Genomic DNA, 22,546 nt, shown 5'->3' on the forward strand with positions numbered 1-22,546 from the left:
AGGAATAATTTTGAAATTTTCCAGCAATAAATTCATCCAAACCATTTTTTATGATTTCCTCCTGTTCCTGTTCTGTCTGCCCCTGTCAGGACTCACTTTGCTTGCGGAAACTACGGAAAATAATACGGGTTACCTTCGCGTCACCACCGCATGGGAAGAACGGCTTGGCGGACAGATTGAAACTGAAAATGTAGTCGAAAGTATGCTGGAATTGATCCCACAGCTTTCGGGCCACCTCACACTTTCCAACTGGACCTATGAAAGTCCTTCAGGCATGACTGGGGATTTTACCAATGTCAGGGCAGGGATTAAAAAAAAATGGGATGAGGCTCAAAAGCTTTATATGTTTTTTGAAAATCAAAGTGATGAAACAGGTCTTGATTTGAGTTATCTGGATCAGCAATTATCCTGGAAATGGAAATGGAATCTGATTTACCAGATGCCCTGGAATGATTCCTCTGGAACCCGCCGCCGCTTTGCACGCTATGACCGGTTCACCTGGATCGGTGAAAAAAACCTGGAAAGCTGGAAATTTCTGTTTGATCTGGAAGCCTCCCGCTATCATTTGCGCAATGAAGAGGATTACAACACTTCCGATCATTATCTGAGTGTGATTTTTTCCAAAGACTGGACCGTACAGGATCATTTTTTTGAACTGTCCTATACGTGGGAACGAATTCTTGTACAAAATGTCAGTCCCCCGATTCCCTTGCCGGAACAACTGAATCATTTGCTTGATCTGGTCTGGGAATACGAATGGACCGGGTTTGAAGAAAAGGGCTATCAAATCTCCTCTGTGGTGGAACTCAATCACACCCGTTATGCCATTCAGGAAACCACAGAAACCTGGTTGCAGATTGAACCTCATTTCAATCCAACCCCCAATCAGGAATACTGGCTTACCTACAAATATCTGCATAGTCAGGAATCCGATGTCTGGGGCCTGGAGCATGAATGGCATCTTTCTGGAAAATGGCATTTTTGATGTTTTCAGGCATTGCCGGAAAAAAAATGCTTTTCATTGTAAATCAAAAGGGCTATGCAGAGAGTGTCTTAATTTTTATTTGACAAACCCCTTGAACTTCTCCCGGTGCGTTATGTTTTATTTCCAGCCACCCTTGATAAGAAAGCTATCCCTTGGAATGGCTTGGGTTCTGTTGTCTGGAATCATTCTTCTGTCAGTTTGTCAGAACAAACATTTGACCACTTCCACACCGGTGTTTGTCGAACAACAACAGCATCAACACCTTCCCCCTGTTGAAAATACACACCCATCCCCCATGATGAAAGAATGTTGCCCGGAACAACACGCTGTTGAATTCACCGGTCGACTTCCTGATTTTGACAAGATCTTGCAGGTCCTGTTCATCCTCACCTTACTCAGCCTGTCTTTGGCTATCCCCGGAAATTTCACACTTGCGGTGAAGCCGCGCAACTTGCGCCAACTATCGCCCCCCACGTTGTTCCATCAGAAAACATCCCTTCAAATATGAAAAGACACTTCTGATATGAATTCCGGATTCGTATGCCCGGAGTCTGTCAAAAGGTCATTATCTTCAATCGCAATCAACATAATAATTATACTTTGGTATCGTTCCACAGACCGGAATATTGAGGATAATGCCGCCTATGTGCCGCATTGCTGTAGTAAGCCATCAGGATTGACGACAAATTCACATAACTATTGTTCACTCTTGCAAGAAACTATGTATGGCAAAAAAACAAAAACATAAAACAATACACAAACCGGAAACAATAAATGAACCCGTACATAAAATGGAACACAAACCACGTAAAAAGAAAGAACCCCTGGCATTGTGGGTCGGTCTGGTGGTTATAACTCTGGCTGGTGCGGGTGTCTATTTATATCAAAAAACACCAGCATCTTTGTCTGATCCACCGACCTCCACGCAGATTGAACAGGGAGAGCAACTGTTCACGCAAAATTGTGTAAGCTGTCATGGTCCGGGAGCCAGAGGTGAGAATCCCAACCAACCTATGGGGGGAGAAAAGCCGGAAGGTGGATACCTGGCACCAGCTCTCAATGGCAAGGGGCACGCATGGCATCATCCCAACGAAACCTTATTTGAGATCGTGAAGAAAGGGTCTATTGCCAGTGATTCCCCCATGCGTGGATTTGAAGGGAAATTGACCGATGACGAGATTGTCTCTACAATCCAGTATTTTAAATCGTTATGGTCTGACGAAATCAAAATGCGACATGCCATGCGCACCCATTGATTGATAGAAAACTTTCTGGTTACGAATGTCCCGTTTGTAACCGTTACATTTTTTGAACCCAAGTTAGGAACACCATGCAGACAATCAAATACACATCTACACCTGTTTTATTGATCGGAATCACGATTGTGACCTTGTTCGCCTTTTCAGGAAACGTAAGGGCTGACGCGGAACATATGCACGGATCACCAGCGAAGGTGTCTAACAACAACGAAAATCCGCTACACGGACATTGGATGGCACCCGGAAAAGAAGCGATTCGTCTGAATCCAGTTCCCCGTGACGCCGCATCGATTGAACGAGGAACAACATTATTCCAGACCAATTGTGTTTCCTGTCATGGCTCTGCCGCTAAAGGCGATGGCCCCGCAGGTAAAGCCTTGAATCCGCCACCTGCCGATTTAACTGTGATGGCTGGACTCCATCCCGATGGAGACTTCGCCTGGAAAATCGCTAATGGCCGTAATGCCATGCCAGCCTGGAAAGGCATACTCCAGCAATCGCAAATCTGGGATCTGGTCAATTATATCCAAAGCCTGAAACCATCAAAATAGTACATCTTGAGTATACAAGAATAGGGGGGATATCATCGTCTCAACCTCTCGAGGATAGAGAAGTTGAGACCCCTGATTGCCTGGAGGGCAGACCCGTGTGTCTGCTCATGATCAGTGTAAAGACAAAGGTTCGCAAACGTTTTGTGGACAAATTTGTCCCATTTTCACTTGTTTCAGAAAAGGAAAACTGTATGCGGTATTTACATATTGCCATGTGTCTGGTTGTGTTTCTTATCAGTTTGTCCAGCGACATTCTGGCAGAGGAAACAACACGATTTGAGAAGAACGGGTATATTCTGACCAGATTTGAATTGTCACCGAACCCTCCGGAGGTCGGCGATCAGGAGATTATCGTTGATCTAACCAATGCCGAAGGGAAACCTGTTACGGATGCCGAAGTGGAAATTGAGGCCTTCATGCCGGAAATGGGAACCATGCCCCGCATGTCCAGCAAAAGCCAGGCAACTTATTTGGGCAATGGCCGCTATCAGGTTGAACTTGAAATCGCCATGGGTGGAAGCTGGGAATTGCCTGTCAGGGTCAAACGCCCGGGAGAAGCAACTGTGACTGAATTTCCATTCAGCATCACCATGGATCTGGAAGGGTATGTCTATAAAGGCAAAACCGGCGGCAGTGCAAAAAGCACAACGGCTAACAATGCCGCCCCAACCGTCTATCTGTCAGAACCTCGCCAGCAATTGATCGGCGTGGAAATCGGCACGGTGGAACGAAAAGTCATTGCGCGTGAAATCAGAACAGTGGCCCGTCTTGATGTGGATGAATCACGGGTTTATGAAACTGTGCTCAAATACAATGGTTACATCGAAAAACTATATGCCGATCGGGAAGGTGATTTTATCAAAAAAGGCGATCCTCTGTTCGAAATTTATTCCCCTGAAATTTACAATGCTGAAACAGAATATTTACAGATATTTCAAAGTGTTGGTGGATCAAAAAGCAATCATGCCATTCTGTTGAATTCCCGCGAAAAATTGATGTTATGGGATATCTCCATCCAGCAGATTGAAGATCTCGAACAAAAACAGAAACCCTCCAGAACGCACACCATTTATAGTCCACTCTCTGGATATATTCTTAAAAAAAATGCCTATACCGGCAGTTATATCCGGGCGGGTCAGCCCATTTTTCAAATTGCGGATCTCAGCCAGTTGTGGGCACTGGCTGATATTTTTGAGAATGAAGCCATCATGGTCAGGGAACAGGATCAGGTCACATTGTATCTCTCCTATCTGGCAGGAAAAAAATATGAGGGTGTGATTTCCTACATTTATCCCACCGTGGACCGTCAAACCCGCACCATCAAGGTCAGAATCGAGTTGCCGAACACGGGCAATCTGTTGCGTCCCGGAATGTATGCGGAGGTGGTGATCAAAGTGAATCAGGGCACGCACCTGGTGCTTCCCCGTCGGGCCGTGATGTTCAGCGGCAAGCATAAATATGTGTTTGTCGCACTTGGTGATGGCTATTTTGAACCCCGTGAAATCCAGACGGGCTTGCAGACAGGCGAATGGTTTGAAGTGACTGAGGGGTTGAACGAAGGCGATAAAGTCAGTTTTTCCGCGAATTTTCTGATCAGCTCCGAAGCGCAACTCCGTAACACCTTGCCTCGTTGGGGTGCCCCCGGCAAAACAGGAGGTTCCAATGATTGAAGCCATCATCAAAGGTTGTGTCAAACACTGGGTGATTATCCTTGTGGGCACCGTGGCAATCACCTTTTTAAGCATCCGTGCCGTCGAGCGGACTCCGCTGGATGCCATTCCGGATTTGTCGGACATTCAGGTGATTGTCTATACGGAATGGATGGGTAGAAGTCCTGATCTGATGGAAGATCAGGTGACGTATCCCATTGTCACGGCGTTGATGGGCGCACCCAAGGTTCGTTATGTCAGGGGACAATCCTTTTTGGGACTGTCGTTTGTGAATGTGATTTTTGAAGACGGTACCGATCTGTATTGGGCACGTTCAAGAGTCATGGAATATATGAATTCCGCACGAAGTCGACTGCCTGACGGGGTTTCTCCGGAACTGGGGCCTGACGCAACCGGTGTGGGCTGGGTTTATCAATATGCTCTGGAAGACACTACCGGCAAAAGGTCGCTGGCGGATTTGCGGAGTTTGCAGGACTGGGTGATCCAGTATGATCTGAAATCCGTATCCGGTGTCGCTGAAGTGGCGTCTATCGGCGGCTATGTCAAACAATATCAGGTCAATCTCGACCCCAATAAACTCATGGCTTACAACATCAATATCAAACAGGTGATGCAGGCTGTTCAGAAGTCCAACATTGACACCGGGGCGAGAGTGATTGAAGTCGCTGGAGCCGAACACTTCATCCGGGGGCGGGGATACATCAAAAATCCCGCTGATCTGGAAATGGCCACTGTGGCGGAAGTTCAGGGCACCCCGATATTCATCAGGGATCTGGGAACGGTATCAATCGGGTCTGACATCCGCCGGGGGGCCGCAGATCTGGATGGTATGGGCGAAACCGTGGGCGGTATTGTGATCATCCGTTGGGGTGAAAACGCCTTGAAAGTGATTGAAAAAGTAAAGGCACGCCTTGAACAACTCCAGAAGTCCCTGCCTGAAGGTGTCAAAATTGTTCCGGTGTATGACCGTTCGGAATTGATTGACAAGGCCATTGAAAACCTGATCGAAAAGCTTGCGGAAGAACTCATTGTGGTGAGTTTGGTGATTATGATTTTTCTGTGGCATTTTCGCAGTGCTTTGATTGCGGTCATTCCCTTACCGATTGCCGTGCTGATTTCTTTCATTCCCATGGGGATGACCGGACTCACCGCCAATCTCATGTCTTTGAGCGGCATTGCCATCGCGATTGGTGCCATGGTGGATGCCTCCATCATCCTGGTGGAAAACGCGCACAAGCGTCTGGAAGAATGGGAAGAACAGGGAAAACCGGGCGACAGGCTCACGGTCATTGCCAACGCGATGGCCGAAATGGGACGACCTCTATTTTTCTCCCTGCTGGTCATCACCATCAGTTTTTTCCCGGTGTTCGCTCTGACAGGGCAGGAAGGCCGTCTGTTCAGACCGCTGGCGTTGACCAAAACTTTCAGCATGGCGGTCGCGGCGGTATTGGCAATCACATTGACTCCTGCACTGGCGGTTCCTTTACTCAAAGGCAAGATCCACAGTGAAGCGCATCATCCCATCAGTCAGATTCTCCGTAAGATCTATGCGCCCTTCTGCCTGCTGGCGTTACGCTATCAGAAAATAACACTGGGAATCGCCGGGGTGTTGATGCTGAGCGTGATTCCGGTTTTCATGCAACTTGGCTCAGAATTCATGCCTCCGCTAGATGAGGGCAGTCTGTTGTACATGCCGACCGCGGTTCCCGGAATGTCGGTGGACGCAGGCATTGATATCGCTCACCGGATTGGCAAAAAACTCAAGGAAACGCCGGAAGTAGAACATGTTTTCACCAAAGTGGGCCGTTCCCGCAGTCCTACAGACCCTGCGCCGCTGTCCATGATCGAATCCGTGATCAAGCTCAAACCACAGGAGCAATGGCGGGAAGGCATGACCATGAAAAAACTCATCGGTGAGATGGATCGTGCCAGCCAGATTCCGGGAATGCCCAATATCTGGTGGATGCCCATTCAGACCCGGACTGAAATGCTGGCAACAGGCATCCGTTCCGCCCTGGGAATCAAGGTTCTGGGCACCGATCTGGCCAGTGTTGAAGCCGTGGGTCGGGAAATTGAAACCACTCTCTCTCAATTGACTGGAACCCGCAGTGCTTTTGCCGAAAGAGCCACCGGGGGGTATTTTATTGATTTTGAAATCAACCGGGAAGCCGTGTCCCGTTTCGGGATGAATGTGGAAGATGTCCTGCAGAATCTATCTGTCGCCATTGGCGGAATGAATGTGTCCTACACCGTGGAAAAGCGGGAACGTTATTCCATCAATGTGCGTTATTTCAGCGATTTCCGGCAAACCTTGCCCGATCTGGAGCGAATTCTGGTACCAACGCCGAAAGGCGCTCATATTCCCATCACCCAGCTTGTGTCCATTGTGGTCAAGACCGGCCCGCCCATGATTCGTGATGAAAACGGTAAACTCGCCAGTTTTGTGTTTGTCGATATTGATCAGGATAAAATTTCGTTGGGTGATTATGTGGAAAATGCTAAAATTCTGGTGAATGCTTCGGTCAAGCTCCCTACCGGGGTTTCGCTGGTCTGGGCGGGTCAATACGAACATCTGGCGCGCGCCAGGGAAACCTTCAAGGTGGTGGTGCCGCTGACGTTGATGCTAGTGCTGATTTTGATCTATATCAACACCGGCAATCTGACAGCAACGGTCATTGTGATGCTGGCGGTTCCCTTCAGCCTGGTGGGCGCTTTCTGGCTGATCTATCTGCTGGGTTACAACATGTCTGTCGCGGTCTGGGTCGGCATTATCGCCCTGGCCGGACTGGATGCGGAAACAGGCGTGGTGATGCTACTCTATCTGCAAATGTCCTATAAAAAATGGCGGGAAGAGGGAAAAATTCATTCCATGCAGGATTTTCACGCATGCATCATGGACGGTGCCGTTCATCGGATAAGGCCTAAAATGATGACGGCCGGTTCTACGCTGATCGGTTTGTTCCCCATCATGTGGGGGACTGGTGTGGGTGGCGATATTATGAAACGTATCGCCGCTCCAATGGTCGGGGGCATGATCACCTCCGTAATTCTGGAACTGCTGGTGTATCCCGTGATTTTTTCACTGTGGAAAAGCCGGGAAGTTCTGAAAAACTCTCAAAACGCGGAAGGTTCCGCATAAACATAATTTCTAACAGGAGATTTATGAAACTAAAAAAACACATGGCAGTTGGAATGATGGCGGGAATTATTTTTTCTTCCGGAAATGTCCTGGCACAAAGTGGACACAACATGGATCACGGCTCCATGTCCAGCGGTGAACATGACATGATGATGGCTCAATTGGGACCCGGTAAAAAATCACAATTTCTGTCAAAAAATAAAAGCTTCATGGCAAACGCCGAGAAAGTTCCACTCACTTCGGGTTGGGCACAATTTCAGGTGAAATTGACAAATTCCGCTGATAAGCCCCTGAGTTCAAAAGCCATGATTGAGGGCAAGTATGAAATGCCCGGAATGACGATGGATGATTCGCATGTGGAAGTGAAACGGATTTCTGAGGAAATGTGGGAATTGGGACTTCCGCTGTCAATGGCAGGAATGTGGAAAATTTATTTGGATATCATGGACCAGGGCAGTCAGGACCAACTGGAAATCAAATTTGTCACCAAATAATTGTTGCTGTAAATTTTCTGGTGAAGGCAACCGCTTCAAGCCATCGCGCGGTGTCATTCCGTGCTTGACACGGAATCCATCGGCGCACTCCTGGATCCCCGTTTTCACGGGGATGACATCGTGGCGGATCACAGGATTTCATCACCAAATTATTTACAGCAGAAAATAATCTGTAGAGACGCACGGATCGTGCGTCTCCTCCGTGCGTCTGTCAACAGTATACACGGATCGAACGTCGTTCTACAGCAAATCTGGAATTTGGAAGGAGTGTAATTCATGACCAACTGGTTATCTACGTTTCTGATCATCCTCTGTGTCATTCCGACTTTTCTTCAGGCAGAAACAGACCCGATTTTTTCTGGAACGGAAGTGACACTGCAACAAGTATTGGATTATGCGTTTGAACACAATCCCGGTTGGAAAGCTGGAAATTTGCGTGTGCTTCAGGCCCGGGAAAAAGTGAAGGAAGCTTCCGGGTGGGAAAATCTGAATCTCAGCATTTCTCAATTTGTCGACCCCCTTGAAACCCGTCTGGGACCCCAGGAAACCATCTTGAATTTTTCCCAGAAAATTCCCTTTTGGGGACAAACGGAATATGGTGAAAACGCCGCGAATGCCATGGTGGATTCCTCAAAATCAGGACTGGAACAGGAACGTCTCACCCTGATCACAGATATTAAAAAAACCTGGTATGATTTGTGGGAACTCCAGCAAACCCGTGAAGTGCTCCTGGAAAATCAACAGTTGCTGGAACAGATTTCTTCTCTGGGAAGTGTGGACAATACCGGCGGTGGAGGCACCCTTCGTAGTGTGCTCAAGGCGCAGACCCAGATTGGCCAGAGTGCCTATGATCTGGTGCTGGTGGAAGACCGTCTGGCCAGCACCAACATTCGCCTCAACAGTTTGATGGGACGAACCGACATGAATTTCTTTCCTCGAATCGCCAAACCGGAAACTCCTGAATTTGACGCGACTTTAACCGCTGTGCTGGACCTGGTTCAACAACATAGTCCCGAACTGAAGCAACTGGACGCGAATATCAGTAAAAGCCGTTTTGAAGCTGAACAGATGGATGCCCAAACCGCATTCCCCGGTGTCACGCTGGGAGTGAATTATTTTGTGATTGGTGAGCCTCTCAATCCGAATATGCTCGATGCGGGCAAGGACGCCTGGAACATCATGCTGGGGATCAGCATCCCCTGGGGAAATTCCAAACTGTCTTCACGGGCATCACAAGCCGAACTCGAGGCTCAGCGAACCGCAATGCTTAAGGAACATCGAAGCAACATGCTCCGGGATCAAACCTCACGGGTGTATTACAAAATCATCAATGCCCAACGTTTGAATACCTTGTTTCAGCAAACACTGTTGCCACATGCGCAAAACACACTGTCTCTTGCCGATCGAGCCTATCGAACAGGACAGGAAACATCCATGGCAGTACTGGAAGCCCGGAATGTCCTGCTCAATTTTCAGATCAGCGCCATTCGGGCGTTGGCCGATTGGCTGAGAGCGTTGGCTGAACTGGAACAACTCACAGGTAAATCACTGGCCTCTTGAAAGGGTGATTATGACAAAACGAATTTCTTCAATTAAGCGCTTTGCCCAGGGGGTGATTCTGTGGGTACTTTTCCTGAATGTGGTGGCGGTGCAAGCTTCTACAGAACAAAATTCACCCGTTTCCTTATTGACACCTGAAACCCAATGGAGCGAAGCCACGCGGAAAATCATCAACCTCCCGACAGAGCAACAGGCCTCTGCCATTGCAGAGAAACCGTTGTCCAGAGAATTGACGGTCGCGTTGATTGAGCGGCGTTCGCCTGAATTACAGGCCGCGAAAGCGCGTTGGCAGGCGACCCTTCAGCAATCATCCCAACTGGACGCGCTGATGGACACACTCGGCGTTTATGGACAATATCTCAGCACCCCCACAGGCATGGGACAGAGTAAAGCCATGATTTCCCGACAATTCCCCTATCCGGGTGTGATGACGTTGCAAAACAGGATTATTCAGGAACAGGTTCAGGTTTCGACCTGGCAATATGAGATCATGCGTCGGGATCTATGGATCAAGGCTAAAAAACGCTATCATGAAGGACAATTTCTGAAAGAACGTCTGGGACTTTTGAACCAGACTCTGGATTTGCTGGAAAATCTGCATAAAACGGTTCGTTCTTTTTACAGCACAGGAAAATCGCGTCTGATGGATTTGCTGAATGTTGAAATCCAGATTGCTCAACTCAAAGATGATGAACAGTCTGTGCAGGAAAATCTGGCTGTCTTGCAGGTCGAATTGAACGAAATGATGAATTTTCCCGCAAAATTACAATGGGAATGGATGCCGCATCCCGCCTTGAGTGAGTTTGATTTGAAGGATCAGGACGTCCCTGAAATTTCACAGGAATATCCGGAATTGAAAATTATAAAATCCCAGTGGAATCAAATGGAATCGATGGTGATTCTGGAAACAGAAGCCATCACGCCCCAATTGTCTCCAGACTGGGCGCTTCAGTCCCACACGCAGGCAACGTCCATGGATAAAGCGGCCTTGCCAATTCCTACACCATCGCCTGTTTTTGGCAACCGACAGGCCTATCTTGAAGAAATTAGTTACAAACGTGATGCCGGGAAACATGAAATTGAGGCACTGACCAACCAATTGACGGCCCAGCTTCACTCCACTGTCCGCTATCTGAATCAGGCCCGGCGGGATCTGAGAATCTTTCAGCAGACGGTTCTGCCCAAATCCCGGGAAATGGTAAAATCCGCCAATTCGGAATACGCTGTGGGAAAAATAGAATTACCCGGAGCCCTGCAATCCCAGACCAATCTGCTCAAGGTGGAAACAGAATGGTTCAAGTCCATCCAGATGCTGCGGGATCAGATCCTTGAGTATCAAAAACTGATGAATATCACACAAGCCGATTGATGGAAAATCGGAGATTAAAAACAAGAGAAAAAACCACGGTATTTCCAACCATAATTTGCTTAATTAAGGAGACATATGCCAGTATTCGGGATTCTGATGATGGGAATGATGGTGTTCATGATGAGTATGCATTTCAGCCCAATGCTTCAACAGCAAGAAAATAAAGATGGCTCAGGACAACAGCACGCCTCTTCTCCTATGATGGGAATGGTTTCAGGAAGCGGTACTCATTGTATGTCGGCACCACCGGTTCCTGCAGAAATGGCCACTCGAACCAATCCACTTGCCAAAACTCCGGAATCCGTAGCCAGGGGGGGACTTATCTTTAATGAGAACTGTGCTTCGTGTCATGGAACAGATGGCCGGGGAGATGGACCCGCCGCATCGGGATTTTCGCCCCAGCCCGCTAATTTGCTGGAACTGGCAAAAGCTCGTTCAGAGGGAGAACTGGCGTGGAGGATCAGTAATGGTTTTGGTGCCATGCCCGCATGGAAATCCGTATTGCAGGATGAGGACATCTGGCATGTCGTGAATTTTATCCAGACACTTCAGTCAATATCAGCGTCAAAGTAAATACCTGACTGAGAGCATGTTTAAAAGCCTTGATGACTTGTGGCAGGGTGTGTTAAGGACGGTCATGCTGATGGAGTGGCATTTTCCTGAATTTATCTGGGGTTGTTCTTCTTCAACAATCATCACAACTGAACGCGCTGAGGGACACACCCGGCGTGTATTATTTCGGTCACCCCCTGGAATTGGAATGATATGGATGTTGACTATAAAATTACAAAAGATGTATCCGCGGATGATGTGATTCAGTTACTGGCTGAAGAAGGCGTTTCGTGGCTTGGAACAGACACTAGCTGGGTGGAACCTTCGTTGAGAGGAGCCTATTGTTTTGTGGGCGCATACTGGAACGGGCGGCTGATCGGCATGGCTCAAGCTTTGTCGGATACGTCCTCCCATGCTTATGTGCATCAGGTGATTGTCTCAAAAAGCGTTCGAGGAAAAGGAGTGGGGAAAAAAATGGTCAGTATGCTTCTTGATTATTTGCAGGAGCAGGGAATTGACTGGATCAGACTGATTTGTGATCCCGAACTTGAAGAATTTTATGGGGATCTCCGCTTCAAAAAAACGGAGGAACTGGTCATGATTTATGAGGCCCCTGAAAAATCCTGAATTTTATTCCGCTCATTTCTGGGAGATCTGGGAATATTTTTTGTAAAACGTATTCCAGCGTTCAACCCTGCGGGCCGCTTCATTAACGGAGGTAATGATTTCACTGAGATCCAGTGGTTTTTCAAAATAATCATAGGCTCCGTTTTTCATGCATTGAATCACATTGGGCAAATTGCTGTGTGCGGTGATGATAAAAATCTGCATGATGGAATTGAGTTCCTTGATTTCTTTCAGCAGTTCAATGCCGGTCATTTCCTCCATTTGAATATCTGTAATCACCACATTGAAATAACTGTGTTCCAGAGTCGCAAGTGCTTCTTCAGCACTTTTGGCCTGACTCACATGGTGTCCCAGTTTAGTGAGTGTTTTTTCCAGAATCATGCGGATGTTTTCATCATCATCCACAACCAGAATATTGAGTTTGTTGCCGGTAGTTTTCATAATTGCCTTTTCGTCAGATGTGTAGGAGCATACCTTTAATATTCATGCTTGAAAAAGAACTTCAAGAGCATCCTGAAAAATAAATAGCCATTTTGAGGTATCCATGCACATCAAATGCCGAAAATCATGGGAAATTCCAGAATCAGAGATCACACCACATTCAGTGTACTGCAATCGTCGGACACTTCTCAAGGCCATGGGCTTTGCGGGGTCCGCAACCCTCATGTCGTCAATCTTGCAGGCGGCCACCGCAGGTTTCCCGTCCAACCCCAACAAGTCTTTTGACGATCTGGAAACAACTTCTGAAGACCTGGCCACCAGCTACAACAATTTTTATGAATTTTCCACGGACAAACAGGCAGTGAAATCGTTGTCCAGAAATTTTCAGACAGAACCATGGACCCTGGAAATTGGGGGACTCTGTGGAAAACCACAAACACTCGATGTGAATCAACTCGCCTCCTCGATTGGACTTGAACAACGGATCTATCGTTTTCGCTGTGTGGAAACATGGTCCATGGTGGTTCCGTGGGATGGCTTTCCTCTAAAAAAGATTCTGGCGCTTGCTGAACCTTCCAGTTCCGCAAAGTTTATCAAATTTTCCAGCTTCTACAGGCCTGATGAAGCCCCGGGACAAAAAAGCAAGTGGTATCCCTGGCCTTATGTGGAGGGACTCACCATGGAAGAAGCGGCCAATGAGCTGGCGTTTATTGCCACGGGAATGTATGGCAAACCCCTTCCGCCACAGAATGGCGCACCGTTGCGTCTGGTGGTTCCATGGAAATATGGCTTCAAAAGCATCAAAGCCATCACAAAAATTGAGTTTGTGGACACGATGCCGACCAGCCTGTGGATGGCACTTGCTCCTGATGAATATGGTTTTTATGCCAATGTGAACCCTGAAGTTTCCCATCCAAGATGGTCTCAGGCACAGGAAAAACCGTTAGGATCCTGGTTTGGTAAGGTTCCAACCAAAATGTTCAATGGCTATGAGCATGAAGTGGGGGGATTGTATAAGAATCTGGATCTGCGTAAGTGGTATTAGGAGCAACAAAAAAATAACTTCCTGAAGTTTTTTCAGCCTTCAGGTAAAAGGTAGCTTTTTCCTTTTACCTGACACCGTTCTGCTCGTTATATGCCTTCGGCCCAATCGCCAACAAAAGGAAGTTTCCACGCTCTTGCGAGCAATACTGAAAACATCCCCGCAAAGGAAAATATTAAAACGAGAAACGCGGATAAGCCGAAGAAAAATTGTCCAAGAACAGGAATATAGAGCGCAAATATCGCGATAACTGTCCAAAGCCACAATACGACACCTTGACGTGCGTGAAAATGAACATATTCATCATCCTTGTTCAGCAGGATTGGAATCAAACAAAAAATACCCAGATAACTTATGAACGCCAATATATACGTTCTAATTGAAAATTCGCTTTCCAAAACTTTTGTCTCAGCCATATCATCTCTTTCAATTCAAGGTTAATCATTATGCCCGGAGGGCTTTGTTTGGAAGAAGAATTATGCTCTATTCGGCCTTACTTTGACGGCTTTTCTGGTACCATAACAAAGCACCCGCAATCAAGATTATAAGTACCATAACAGGCCCCAAAGTAGCTAAACCTACTCCTGTGCCCGCAACCGCGCCCGCACCTTTGGCCGTGGATAAAGCCATCGTGCCTTTGCCTGCGGCCGCGCCTTTACCGGCCACCATGCCTTTGCCTGCGGCAACGCCTTTACCGGCCACTACGCCTTTGCCTGTGGCGGCCGCTCCGTTTCCCACTGCGCCTTTGCCTGCGATCGTGCCAGCGGCTTTTCCGGTTCCTGCGCCTTTAGCCATGGCCGTTCCACCTTTAGCGGCGGCACCATTCATTGTTTGAAACTCGATGGTACCATTCGTAGGTGGAAGTGCGCCTTTAGCCATCTCAAATTCAACAGTTCCTCTAACGGCACCGGCTTTAGCGGCACCACCTCTTGCCACATCAAATTCCAGTCCAGTGATATTTTCAACACCAGTTCCCTTAAGTATTAACGTTTGTTTGGGCATATTGCCTCCTTCAATATTTTGGTTCACCCTGGAAGATTCCGATCGAAATCGGAAACCTGATCTATTCCTGTTCAAATGACAGGAAATCACTTCTTCAAAAAGAATATATTGAGGTGATAACGATTTATAGCAAATTGAAAAAAAAAAAAAATAGAATTCTTGCTTTGAAAAAATAATTCTTGATGGGGTGGGAGAGAAACTGTCTGTCCGTCTGAAAAACTTCTTGTTGTGAGGCTTCTTTTACTTCCGTAACCTGAAGCGAATTCTGAATTACTCAACATCCGGGATCATTGAGTTGTCCTTTTATCGGACAGGATTTTTCTAGAGCAAAAGTCACAAAAAATCAAAATCCTTAAAAGTTGTTTTTTATTACGAATTCGTTAAAAATTTTTACGGGCTGTTATGTCTTCGGCCACAATATTTTCTGGTTACGAACGTCCCGTTCGTAAGCGTTCCATGACCCACCCTCGGGTGGGTGCGAAGCTCTGCTTCGCCTGGTGGATAACGTGCCCCTTGGGACGTTGGGCACGAGCAAAATACCCTTTCGAAGACGGTAGCATCGGGTTACGTCCCGATGAAATTCCACGGTTTGTCACCTTCCCCGGGACGTAACCCGGGGCTACCGTTCCAGGCATCGTCCTGTCCGGTTTGCGCTACTCACTGGCGAAACGATGACTATAGCCGCCTAAATAATTTTTCAATTGAGTATCCATGATGAAACTTGATACAAACAGATATTCCCGGGTTTCGTCAAACTATCTTTGAGAAATATATTTTATGTCTGATCAGGAAAAACAGCGCGAAGAGCAATTATTACGACAGTTCAAACGGTTGGATTCATTTCTTCATGACAATACCCTCAGGTTTGAAGAAGAATTTGATACGCACAACAAGGCTCTCAAAAAAGCCCGCGATGACATCCGTGAACAGGAAGATGAGCAGGAAAACAAGCTCGTTTCCAGGGAATTACGGCATCTCAATTCCATTCGAAATAGCACTGAGGCCATGAAATCAGCCAGAGAAATTGACGCCGAGGATGGCATCACCAACCGGATCCACATGATGACCATTGTTCTTGCACGGATGTCCAACCCGAAACTGTTTCAGTTGCTGATTCAAAAACGATTGAATATCACAGATCTCGAGCATCTGACCTTTGTTCAAATGCCCCATGAAGTGGATGCCATCCTGTTCATCACGAATCCGTTGTTGATCTTTGAATTGCTGGTGGATCTGATGAAGTTCAGGGAAAAACACAAAGGCTTTATTTTCATGTATCTTTCCAATCGCATCGCCCGCTGGTTGTTCTGCTTCACACGTTTTCTGATAGACTATGATGAACTGGAACGAATGGTTCGCCTGACGTTTCTGCATGAAAAAAGGTTCACACCCTTCAAACAACAATTTTTGAAGGTGGTTCAACAACTATGTGAAGACACCCGCAAACAGGTTGAAAGTCGGCAAAAGCCACTATTTCACAATGATTTACGTCGACTGTATATGTTGCTGACCCATGCGCTGTTTATTGCCTGCCGGGAAGGAATTGCCGTTCAAACTGAGATTAAATCAGCTTTGACTGAACTGGTTCCCCGCTTGAATTTTGACAACAAGGCGCTGACCGATGATGGGGAATATCATGAATTTTCTATCCATCACCTGGGGATTCCAACGCTCAAGGATTCCTTTCTGGAACAGTTTGAACGTCTCAAACAACAGGATATGGTCTACACGCTGGAGTTTCTTGGTTATCTGCATCCTGCGGATCGACAACTGATCCTGAGTTTTCAATACCGACAGTCCAGATCTTATATTTTGCGGTTGCTTGCGCGGTTGAAACAGGAATATCAGCAACATCAGGGCACCCCGCCTGTGCATTATCATCAGATCACTGAAACCCTTCATCAACTGATCAATTATCAGGAACTGCTCTCTGATCCTGAAGTCGATCAGTCCCTGGTCAAAGTTATGTTTCCGGAGGGACAACTGGCTATGGGTGGAACAATTCCGTTGGGAAGCAATCTCAACATTCCCCAATCCCCCCTGCCTGAGTTTATTCCGTCCAAAGAAATTTTTGACGCGTTTTATTTTGACCCCGCAGATGCCCTGAGGAATGACTTCCTGGTCGAACTTGCGGCGATCCCGTTCAAGTATGTGCTGTCTCAACGGGATATTCCGGGATTTTATCTGCTCACCCTCGGAGAGTTTTTCCTGATGGAATCAGAACCTGAAGCCTTTGAGGCTGTTCTGGATTATATGCTTTATTCCGGACAAATGACTTCCATGGAAATTCTGGTAGCAAAGGACTGTGCCGCCAATCTGCGGCGGATGGCTGACAAACTCTTGAAACAGATCGGAACCGTACGTCCTGAAGTGGCGTTTTTTAATGGTTTGAATCAATTGCAGTGGACCAACGCCTGCCTGGCCGTTTCAAGACTACGCACGCCACTTGAAAAGAAATTTCCCCGTATTTTGAATCGTGTCCAGCATCAAACCATGCTCATGACTTTTTTACTGGAAATAGAAAAATGGCTGGCCGACAGAAAAAAAATCAAACCGCATCAATTGAAAGCCACCGAGATTCCACACGTGCTGACCAGTTATCAGGCCAAAACAATTTATCAGCATCTGGAACGAATTCCAGCCTGCGCACCATGGAAACCACAACTGGATTATTATCTTTCCCATGAAAAACATTTCGTGCATGAAATTCTCACAGTTCATAAACAACACGTCCAATTGCTGGCTTACGATAAAATCAGATTCCGGTCGCGGGAACCGATGGATGATAATTTCAATGAAAATGGAGATTTATGAAAATAAAATATTTATCAGGTGTGTTGGGAATCATTGCGATTCTGGTGCTGATATTTTTTATGAACCGGAATCCCGTAAAGAATATTGCTGAGATGCCCAAACCGGAATCACAAACCATCCAACTGCAATTTGGACATAACATGCCTGTTGATTCAGCCATTCATCAGGCCTCGCTCAAATTCGCCGAACTGGTGAAGACCGGCACGTCAGGCAAAATCACGATTCAGGTTTCGTCTGGTCATGAATTGGGTTCCGATGAACAAATGCTGGAAAAACTTTTAATGGGAGAATTACCGATCCTGGTGATTCCTACCGCAAAAATGGCCACCCTCTATCCGCCTTCACAATTTCTTGATCTGCCGTTTTTATTTGAAAATGAACAAGAAGTTTATGCCCTCATGGATGGACCGGTTGGAAAACAATATTTGAAAGGACTCGAATCCAAGGGGTTGCAGTGTGTCACTTTTTGGGGCAATGGGTTCAAACAGTTCATTGGCAATAAATCACTGAACGAACCTGAAGCGTTTAAGGATCTGAGAGTGCGAACCATGAAAAGCAATCTGATCATGGATCAATTCCGTCAATTTGGCGCAAATCCGATTCCATTGGAATTTTCCAGGGTTTATGAGGCCCTCCGTGATGGTGTTGTGGATGCCCAGGAAAATCCATTGGCGGCAGTCAAAGCTATGAAATTTTATGAGGTGGAGAAACATATCACCCTGAGCAATCACGCCTATCTGGCCTATGCGTTTTGTTTTAATCAGAAAAAATTAAAAGAGTTAGCGCCTGAAGCACAAAGTGCCCTGATTTTTTCAGCGCAGGATACAACGCCTCTGCAACGTCAGTGGATTGAAGCCGGAAATCAGGAAGACATGAAAGACCTCGAACAACTTGGTGTGATTTTTCATGAGTTAGATGAGGCCAATAAAATGAAATTCCGGAAACTGGCAAAACCCTTGTGGGATTCCTATCAGAATGTGATTGGAGAAACGCTGTGGCAGGGACTTATCCCTCTCATGAAAAATAAACACGAAACCGGGGATCAATGGATCATCGCCTTGAACGCGGATCTCAGTTCTTTTGCCGCCAGTGCGGGTCTGGCGATCAAACGGGGAATGGAACTCGCCATTGATGAGATCAACGACCGTGGCGGTGTGCTGGGAAAAAAACTGGGGTTGCTTGAATTGGATCATGTCGGTATCCCCGCACGGGGACAGGCTAATGTTCAACAGGCCTCGGTAACCCCCAATGTTGTCGCAATCATGGGCGGACTTCACAGTGGAGTGATTTATTCAGAATTGCCATTGATTCACGAATTAAAGATTCCCTACCTGGTTCCCTGGGGAGCCAGCAATCTCATCACTGACACAAATTATAAGCCCTCCTATGTTTTCAGATTGTCCGCCCGTGATGAATATGTCGCTCAATTCATGGCATCCTACGCCATGAAACATTATAACAGAATCGGATTGATCCTGGAAAATACGGATTGGGGACGGAGCAACCATGAATCCATTCTGGCCGTTATGAAAAAAAGCGGAAACAGTCCTGCCTCCATCGAATGGTTTGACCGGGGAAACAGCAACCTTGAAGTGCAGATCAGCCGCTCGGCTGTTGCCAATGTGGATGTTCTGATCATGGTTGCCAATGTGGTAGAAGGCGCGGCCATTATCAATGAAATCGCACGAAGGGAAAACTCGATTCCAGTCCTGTCTCATTGGGGAATCAGTGGGGGTGACTTTTTTATAAAAACACGTGAATCATTGAAAAAAGTCTCCCTTAAATTTATCCAGACTTATTCTTTTGTGGGTCCGTTGAAACCTGAAGGTGAAAAGCTTCGGGAACATTATCTCAAAAAATACAATATCCTGAATCCCGGTCAAATCCCCTCGCCCGTGGGAACCGCCCATGCTTATGATCTTATCTGGTTGCTCAAACAGGCCATGGAACAAGCAGGTTCAGCGGAGCCTGAAAAAATCCGGCAGGCTCTGGAATCAATGCCTGCTTTTGAAGGAGTAACCACCACCTTTCAACCACCCTTCACCCCCGAACGCCATGAAGCTCTTGATTCACAAAGCTATATCTGGACTGTCTATGATGCTGAGGGAAACATGGTACCTGCGATACAGCAGGAATAACCGATTCCCCCTTAGTTTAAGGGGGTTAAGGGCAATGTCATCAACTTAAGCATTCTGAATGGTGCAGAGTATTAATTCCCCCTTGGTTTAAGGGGGATAGGGGGATGTAATTCTGAGTGTTAAATCCCCCATACCCCCTTTGTAAAGGGGGATTATCCAGCGAAGAATTTTTTAAGTTGACGACATTGGGGTTAAGGGGATGTAATTCTGAGCCTTAAATCCCCCAACCCCCTTTTGAAAAGGTGGCTTTTATCGCAGGTAATTCCGAAAGTTTACGACATTGAGGACATGGCACTATGAACAGAAGCACTCACAGTATTAAAAACAGACTGGTAGGATGGATACTGGTATTGGTCACCGGAGCTATATTGCTGGTGACTGTCGCAGGATCTCTGGTGGTGATGTTGACCATCCGGAATGCCATGGAAGAATCCCTGAGTCTGAATGCCAAACGCATCATTCAGGCTCTGGAATACCGGTTACGGTTTCTGGAAGAAAATGTGCACAATCTCAGTAAGAATCACTTGATCGTCAACAGTCTGATTGATCCACAGGCCAAGGAACTTTACCTGCCGAAACTGATTGAGGATTTCAATAAAACCTCAGGCATTGTTTCGACATCCATTCTCGGGTTTGATGGACGGGACATTTATTCAAGTTCGGAACATTCTGATTATAAAAATGATCCCTCGTTGCGCCCTGTGTTGCAATTGGGGCAGTCCCTTGTCAAAATTGAAATTAATCAGGGGACCCGCCATGTTGTCATGGTTGAACCCATTGTGTTTTATGACACTCCCCAGGGCGCATTGATGGTGCATTTGAACGTCAGCAATCTGGCTGAATATGTCTTGCTGGAAGATCCGGAACTGTCCTATCGACTGCTGGTTGCTGATGAACCTTTGCTTTCAATCAATTACAGGAAGGATGTATCTTACGTGAAACGTGTTGAAACCATTGGCGCGGAGTTTTCTGAACTCCATCGGTTGAAGGCTGAACTGGAATTGAATCTCCCCACCAGCAAGTATAATCAACCATTGATGTCACTGATCATACAACTGGGCCTGGTGATTCTGCTACTGATGATCGTTTCGGTTTTAGTTGCCCGCCGCATGGGAAATAAACTGGTTCAGCCTATTTTGAAACTGTATGACACCGTCAAATCTGAAGATCAGTCTCTGCGTTGCAGTCCGACAGGAACCCACGATGAACTGGAGGCTCTCGCCCGTGCGTTTGACCAGAAAACAGATCTTCTGTTGTCTGCCAACGCCGAGTTGGAGCAGTATAAAGAAAATCTGGAATTGCAGGTGGCTCAACGGACCCGTGATTTACAGCAGACGAATCAGGAACTGTTGCAAGCCAAGGATGAAGCTGAAAAGGCGGCTCAAATCAAAGCTGAATTTCTGGCTACCATGAGCCATGAAATCAGGACACCCATGAATGGTGTTTTGGGAATGAGTCGGTTGCTGGAGCAAACAACCCTGAATCCGGAACAACAGGACTATGTGGAAACCATACTGTTGAGCGGAGAGGGCTTGCTGGCCATCATCAATGACATTCTCGATTTTTCAAAAATTGACTCCGGCAAACTTGAACTGGAGTCACGTCCATTTTCAGTGAGAAAATGTATCCAGCAGGCCCTGCATCTCATGGAACCTGTGGCCACAGAAAAAAATCTGGAACTGCGTTACTGGATTGAAGAAGAGGTCGACCACTGGATTCTGGGGGATATCATCCGTTTAAGACAGATTCTGATCAATCTGATCAGCAATGCCATCAAATTTACCGAACAGGGAGGAATTACCATCAGGGTTTCAGCCCTTTCATCCATCAAGAATCAGGAGCAAATCACACTGTTGTTCTCAGTGCAGGATACAGGCATTGGCATTGGCAGAGAAACCATTGACAAACTGTTTAAACCATTTTCACAAGGAGACTCCTCCACCACCCGAAAATATGGAGGAACCGGTCTTGGCCTGGTGATTTCCGAACGTCTGGTGGAACAGATGGGTGGCGACATTTGTGTCGAAAGCGAAGAGGGGGAAGGCTCCATTTTCTTTTTTTCCATTGATACCGCGTTTACTCAACCGGGAGATACGGATAAGGAACAACAAACTGGTTCCGCGGAAGTTGCCGCACAGATCAACTCAGAAACCGTCCCAGCCAATATTCTGATTGCGGAAGACAATCACATCAATCAGAAATTACTGGTGAAAATTCTCAATCAGCGTGGTTTTCAGCCCCAGGTGGCCGAAAATGGTTTAAAAGCACTGGAAAAGATTCGTGACCAGACTTTTGATCTGGTATTTATGGACATGCAGATGCCGGAAATGGATGGTTTGGAGGCGACCCGTCAAATCGTCAGCAACTATGCACCGGCGAAACGTCCCAGGATAGTTGCCATGACCGCCAATGCAATGCCTGAAGACCGGGAACGCTGTCTACAGGCTGGAATGGATGATTATCTCAGCAAACCCGTTCTTGACAGCGATGTGTGGCTCATGATCCAAAAATGGTGTTCTTCACAGGCAACCTCCGATGTAACCTCCGATGAAGTCTCTATCGCCGAGGCATCGCTGATTGATATGTCTTTTCTGAATGAGTGGCTTGAACGTGACCCCGAATTTGCCAAAATGCTCGGAGAGGAATTCATTGATCAGGGACACACATTGATTGGTGAAATGGAGGCCTTTATTGTATCAGAAAACTGGGATCAACTTCGCCGTCACGCTCATAAATTCAAAGGCAGTGCCCTCGCCTTGAAAGCGGGCGGCCTGGCGGCCCAGTGTCTGGATATTGAACAGAAGGCCCTGTTGGGAGATAAAGCACAGTTGCGCCTGTTGTGGCAAAATATGAGTCAGGATTATGTGAAACTTGAGAATCTGCTGACCCGTGTGTTGACATGA

General features: G+C 46.8%; 18 protein-coding genes. 15 read left to right on the forward strand and 3 right to left on the reverse strand.

From position 1 onward, the window contains the following. The first annotated feature begins 10 nt into the window (after nt 1–10). The 11 genes from HQM11_17755 (at nt 11) to HQM11_17805 (ending at nt 12,206) form a co-directional block, all read left to right on the forward strand. The gene (locus HQM11_17755; protein ID MBF0352883.1) at nt 11–985 is read left to right on the forward strand and encodes a hypothetical protein; all 975 of its coding nucleotides are present in this window, start codon (nt 11–13) and stop codon (nt 983–985) included. A 112-nt stretch (nt 986–1,097) separates the two neighbouring features. Beyond that, nucleotides 1,098–1,493: a hypothetical protein gene (locus HQM11_17760; protein MBF0352884.1), complete on the forward strand. Its 396-nt coding sequence runs from the start codon at nt 1,098–1,100 to the stop codon at nt 1,491–1,493. A 217-nt stretch (nt 1,494–1,710) separates the two neighbouring features. Beyond that, entirely contained in the window at nt 1,711–2,241 is a 531-nt protein-coding gene (locus HQM11_17765) for a cytochrome c (GenBank protein ID MBF0352885.1), read from the forward strand. 74 nt (nt 2,242–2,315) lie between these two features. Beyond that, nucleotides 2,316–2,795 carry a cytochrome c gene (locus HQM11_17770; protein ID MBF0352886.1) on the forward strand — a complete coding sequence of 160 codons (480 nt, stop codon included), beginning with the start codon at nt 2,316–2,318 and terminating at the stop codon, nt 2,793–2,795. Between the two features lie 191 nt (nt 2,796–2,986). Then, entirely contained in the window at nt 2,987–4,465 is a 1,479-nt protein-coding gene (locus HQM11_17775) for an efflux RND transporter periplasmic adaptor subunit (protein MBF0352887.1), read from the forward strand. Further along, complete coding sequence (locus tag HQM11_17780; protein MBF0352888.1) at nt 4,458–7,604, forward strand: efflux RND transporter permease subunit; 3,147 nt, start codon at nt 4,458–4,460, stop codon at nt 7,602–7,604. Before HQM11_17775 ends, HQM11_17780 begins: the two co-directional genes overlap by 8 nt. A 23-nt stretch (nt 7,605–7,627) precedes the next feature. Next, nucleotides 7,628–8,098 (forward strand): hypothetical protein, encoded by a 471-nt coding sequence (locus HQM11_17785; GenBank protein MBF0352889.1) that lies wholly within the window; start codon nt 7,628–7,630, stop codon nt 8,096–8,098. Nucleotides 8,099–8,374: 276 nt separating this feature from the next. Continuing rightward, nucleotides 8,375–9,658: a TolC family protein gene (locus HQM11_17790; GenBank protein MBF0352890.1), complete on the forward strand. Its 1,284-nt coding sequence runs from the start codon at nt 8,375–8,377 to the stop codon at nt 9,656–9,658. Nucleotides 9,659–9,668: 10 nt separating this feature from the next. Continuing rightward, nucleotides 9,669–11,027 (forward strand): TolC family protein, encoded by a 1,359-nt coding sequence (locus tag HQM11_17795; protein MBF0352891.1) that lies wholly within the window; start codon nt 9,669–9,671, stop codon nt 11,025–11,027. A 75-nt stretch (nt 11,028–11,102) separates the two neighbouring features. Beyond that, on the forward strand, nt 11,103–11,600 hold the full coding sequence (locus tag HQM11_17800) for a cytochrome c (protein MBF0352892.1): 498 nt from the start codon (nt 11,103–11,105) through the stop codon (nt 11,598–11,600). Between the two features lie 192 nt (nt 11,601–11,792). Next, nucleotides 11,793–12,206 carry a GNAT family N-acetyltransferase gene (locus HQM11_17805; GenBank protein MBF0352893.1) on the forward strand — a complete coding sequence of 138 codons (414 nt, stop codon included), beginning with the start codon at nt 11,793–11,795 and terminating at the stop codon, nt 12,204–12,206. A gap of 12 nt (nt 12,207–12,218) precedes the next feature. Here the strand turns inward: HQM11_17805 and HQM11_17810 are convergent, their stop codons facing one another. Then, nucleotides 12,219–12,647 carry a response regulator gene (locus HQM11_17810; protein ID MBF0352894.1) on the reverse strand — a complete coding sequence of 143 codons (429 nt, stop codon included), beginning with the start codon at nt 12,645–12,647 and terminating at the stop codon, nt 12,219–12,221. 103 nt (nt 12,648–12,750) lie between these two features. On the opposite strand from HQM11_17810, the gene msrP reads away from it, so the two are divergent. Continuing rightward, nucleotides 12,751–13,692: a protein-methionine-sulfoxide reductase catalytic subunit MsrP gene (gene msrP / locus HQM11_17815; GenBank protein MBF0352895.1), complete on the forward strand. Its 942-nt coding sequence runs from the start codon at nt 12,751–12,753 to the stop codon at nt 13,690–13,692. An 86-nt stretch (nt 13,693–13,778) separates the two neighbouring features. Here msrP and HQM11_17820 read toward each other — a convergent pair whose 3' ends face one another. Both HQM11_17820 and HQM11_17825 read right to left on the reverse strand, forming a co-directional pair. After that, nucleotides 13,779–14,105 (reverse strand): hypothetical protein, encoded by a 327-nt coding sequence (locus HQM11_17820; protein ID MBF0352896.1) that lies wholly within the window; start codon nt 14,103–14,105, stop codon nt 13,779–13,781. A 67-nt stretch (nt 14,106–14,172) separates the two neighbouring features. Beyond that, nucleotides 14,173–14,691: a hypothetical protein gene (locus tag HQM11_17825; protein MBF0352897.1), complete on the reverse strand. Its 519-nt coding sequence runs from the start codon at nt 14,689–14,691 to the stop codon at nt 14,173–14,175. A 777-nt stretch (nt 14,692–15,468) separates the two neighbouring features. Here HQM11_17825 and HQM11_17830 point away from each other — a divergent pair. The 3 genes from HQM11_17830 (at nt 15,469) to HQM11_17840 (ending at nt 22,546) form a co-directional block, all read left to right on the forward strand. Continuing rightward, nucleotides 15,469–17,505, forward strand: coding sequence for a hypothetical protein (locus tag HQM11_17830; GenBank protein MBF0352898.1), 2,037 nt, complete (start codon nt 15,469–15,471; stop codon nt 17,503–17,505). Continuing rightward, nucleotides 17,502–19,643: a DctP family TRAP transporter solute-binding subunit gene (locus HQM11_17835; protein ID MBF0352899.1), complete on the forward strand. Its 2,142-nt coding sequence runs from the start codon at nt 17,502–17,504 to the stop codon at nt 19,641–19,643. Before HQM11_17830 ends, HQM11_17835 begins: the two co-directional genes overlap by 4 nt. A 296-nt stretch (nt 19,644–19,939) precedes the next feature. Beyond that, a complete protein-coding gene (locus tag HQM11_17840) occupies nt 19,940–22,546 on the forward strand; it encodes a response regulator (GenBank protein MBF0352900.1) in 2,607 nt (868 codons plus the stop codon).

This window comes from SAR324 cluster bacterium (assembly GCA_015232315.1).
Lineage (GTDB): Bacteria > SAR324 > SAR324 > SAR324 > NAC60-12 > JADFZZ01.

Bases quoted from the DNA above. Each gene is read 5' to 3' on its own strand.
- HQM11_17760 (MBF0352884.1), top strand. From the start codon at position 1,098: ATGTTTTATTTCCAGCCACCCTTGATAAGAAAGCTATCCCTTGGAATG.
- HQM11_17765 (MBF0352885.1), top strand. From the start codon at position 1,711: ATGGCAAAAAAACAAAAACATAAAACAATACACAAACCGGAAACAATA.
- HQM11_17770 (MBF0352886.1), top strand. From the start codon at position 2,316: ATGCAGACAATCAAATACACATCTACACCTGTTTTATTGATCGGAATC.
- HQM11_17775 (MBF0352887.1), top strand. From the start codon at position 2,987: ATGCGGTATTTACATATTGCCATGTGTCTGGTTGTGTTTCTTATCAGT.
- HQM11_17780 (MBF0352888.1), top strand. From the start codon at position 4,458: ATGATTGAAGCCATCATCAAAGGTTGTGTCAAACACTGGGTGATTATC.
- HQM11_17785 (MBF0352889.1), top strand. From the start codon at position 7,628: ATGAAACTAAAAAAACACATGGCAGTTGGAATGATGGCGGGAATTATT.
- HQM11_17790 (MBF0352890.1), top strand. From the start codon at position 8,375: ATGACCAACTGGTTATCTACGTTTCTGATCATCCTCTGTGTCATTCCG.
- HQM11_17795 (MBF0352891.1), top strand. From the start codon at position 9,669: ATGACAAAACGAATTTCTTCAATTAAGCGCTTTGCCCAGGGGGTGATT.
- HQM11_17800 (MBF0352892.1), top strand. From the start codon at position 11,103: ATGCCAGTATTCGGGATTCTGATGATGGGAATGATGGTGTTCATGATG.
- HQM11_17805 (MBF0352893.1), top strand. From the start codon at position 11,793: ATGGATGTTGACTATAAAATTACAAAAGATGTATCCGCGGATGATGTG.
- HQM11_17810 (MBF0352894.1), bottom strand. From the start codon at position 12,647: ATGAAAACTACCGGCAACAAACTCAATATTCTGGTTGTGGATGATGAT.
- msrP (MBF0352895.1), top strand. From the start codon at position 12,751: ATGCACATCAAATGCCGAAAATCATGGGAAATTCCAGAATCAGAGATC.
- HQM11_17820 (MBF0352896.1), bottom strand. From the start codon at position 14,105: ATGGCTGAGACAAAAGTTTTGGAAAGCGAATTTTCAATTAGAACGTAT.
- HQM11_17825 (MBF0352897.1), bottom strand. From the start codon at position 14,691: ATGCCCAAACAAACGTTAATACTTAAGGGAACTGGTGTTGAAAATATC.
- HQM11_17830 (MBF0352898.1), top strand. From the start codon at position 15,469: ATGTCTGATCAGGAAAAACAGCGCGAAGAGCAATTATTACGACAGTTC.
- HQM11_17835 (MBF0352899.1), top strand. From the start codon at position 17,502: ATGAAAATAAAATATTTATCAGGTGTGTTGGGAATCATTGCGATTCTG.
- HQM11_17840 (MBF0352900.1), top strand. From the start codon at position 19,940: ATGAACAGAAGCACTCACAGTATTAAAAACAGACTGGTAGGATGGATA.